The following is a 2305-nucleotide window of genomic DNA, read 5'->3' on the forward strand; positions in this document are numbered from 1 at the left end:
TTCAGGCAACCGTCTGTGGTGTTTGCAGAGCTAAGATTGGCGGCTTAGCGTTGCACTTCGGAGTTGAATCCGCCAACAAGTAACAACCATATCAAACTGGTCAATGCGTAGTTGTCTCATTTTCTGGTTCTTTATCAGAACAAGAACCATACTACATGAGTCAATTTAGGATTTTTTACCTTGCTCTTATAGTGATAAGAAATTATAAATGTATGCTTTACTAAAAAATTCACATTACTATAAGATAACAAAATTTACAAACAAGTAAGCGTCAACAATAATAGCAAACAACACATTTTTGAATGTGCCTACGAGGTTTCAATGAGATACAAAATTGTAGTTTTAAGCTCCATACTAATTATTTCTGGTGCAGTTAATGCTTCAACAGTTGAGAATTGTGTTAATGTAAGACCATCCGATATTGAAGAATTATTCAACAAATGGAACGCTTCGTTGCGAACTGGCGATCCCAAAAAAGTTACAGATAATTATCTGAGTGATGCGGTACTTGTTCCCACTATATCAAATAAAATACGGCTTACGCAGGCTGAAAGGATTGATTACTTTGAACATTTTCTTGCTAAAAAACCAGTTGGCAAAATTGACAGTAGAAATATACGAATTGGCTGTAACGAAGCAATTGACGTAGGAACCTACACGTTTACTTTTGGTGACAATACAAAAGTTTCCGCCCGATACACATTTACCTATGATTATACAGGTAAAGAATGGAAAATATCATCTCATCACTCATCTGTTATGCCTGAGAAGCTAAATTAACTTGAAGCAAGCCATATAAACCACTATGTAAATATAAATATTTATATGGCTAATATTAACTACTGATAGTAATCAACCACACTTCACCTTTGAAACATTACTTACCGTATATACCTGAAAATCGCATCCACCATTATTTCCCCAGCTATCACTGTCAGTGAGCGATAGCTGGTGTGGCGTTACCCACCCACTATAATATCTCCTGTCTGCCCTACAACCCGATTTATATCCGACCGTTCCATAATAGGCGAAAATTGCCGTGTCAGAAGGACAGTAATTATTTCCATATCCTGACACGTAAGAGATACTGGTAGTATATTCTGTTATCCCCGCTCCGGACTGCCACCTGCCGCTCACACAGGACAATGTTCTGCCAGAAGTATCTTTACTTATCAGGCCATCTGAATTGCAAACCGTACCTGCTACAACAGTAGACGTGGGCTGCAAATACAGACCTGAAACCGTTCCCGAAGCGGTGATATTACCTGACGCAGAGACAGCACCCGTGGTTTTTCCATCATTTGACGCTGACAAAATAAGATCGCCACGTATCTTTTGACTTCCCCATATATCAAGCTTTACAGAAGAATTATTATTACCTGTAAGAGAGAGATATCCATCCCCCGAACCACCGGAGACATTCAACAGCACTGCATTCTGATTACTGGAACCTCCCCCACCAATTTGAAGGCGGCTGCTATTTGTTTTGGCTGAAACATAACTTTCAGAGCTGATCCCGCTTTTAACCGTGAGATAACTGCTCATGTTGACGTTTTTCGCAAAAGACGAAAAACCCGCAACGTATAAATCTTCGGAAACTTTCACGTTCTTTGCAAAGCGTCCATACGAACCATTGAATGATACAGCACTGATATCCCCCGACGCGGTAATATCTTTGACATTGTTGACATCATTTCCGCCCATGTTCAGATCGCCTGTCATTGGCAGAGTACCGTCACGACGCAGGTAAACCGAGTACATAGAAGAATCATAACCCACACGATAGCCAAGCAGACCCACTTTATTGATGCTGGAAAATCCCGATGTCGTTTCAGACCACAAACCGCTATATCCTGAGATCTGGTTAGTAAGTTTGCTCATGCCACTGTCAATACCTGCTGTCTGCATGGCCTTTCCAAGCAGATCGTAACGAACTCTGTTACCTTCTGTCCATGCGGTGTTCGTCGTGATTAATCCATTGATAACATAGTTGGGAGCCGTTCCGTTCCTTTTCAGTAAAATGGTATAGGCGGATTTGTTGATATTCACGCCAGTAAAAGAGGAAGGCAATAATCCTTCATTGATCAATGTCTGGTAGGTAATGGTACAGACAGACCCCGAACAGGTTCGAGGCCCCGGATCGGTGCCTGTTCCAGCCGCTGCCGTCAGCGTGGATAGTTTATCGTAACGGATACTGATATACCCATTAACCGCTTCCCCCACCTTCCTTAGATAGTATCGTCACAAGATTTTAGCCCAGAGAGCGATGCATCTGATCTGGACGGCAGCGAGAAATGAGGCCGTA

The 2305-nt window shown here is 41.8% G+C and carries 2 protein-coding genes; one reads left to right on the forward strand and one right to left on the reverse strand.

The window, feature by feature from the left end:
- Window positions 1-321 precede the first annotated feature (321 nt).
- Window positions 322-780, forward strand: coding sequence for a nuclear transport factor 2 family protein (locus tag ACSZPU_RS25125; RefSeq protein WP_437616610.1), 459 nt, complete (start codon window positions 322-324; stop codon window positions 778-780).
- A gap of 72 nt (window positions 781-852) precedes the next feature.
- Here the strand turns inward: ACSZPU_RS25125 and pilV are convergent, their stop codons facing one another.
- Window positions 853-2223 (reverse strand): shufflon system plasmid conjugative transfer pilus tip adhesin PilV, encoded by a 1371-nt coding sequence (pilV, locus tag ACSZPU_RS25130; RefSeq protein WP_499004322.1) that lies wholly within the window; start codon window positions 2221-2223, stop codon window positions 853-855.
- Window positions 2224-2305 lie beyond the last annotated feature (82 nt).

The sequence above is a fragment of the Phytobacter sp. V69 genome (assembly GCF_965644215.1).
GTDB lineage: Bacteria > Pseudomonadota > Gammaproteobacteria > Enterobacterales > Enterobacteriaceae > Phytobacter.

Excerpts from the sequence above, each read along its gene's own strand:
- ACSZPU_RS25125 (WP_437616610.1), top strand. The coding sequence starts at position 322 with ATGAGATACAAAATTGTAGTTTTAAGCTCCATACTAATTATTTCTGGT.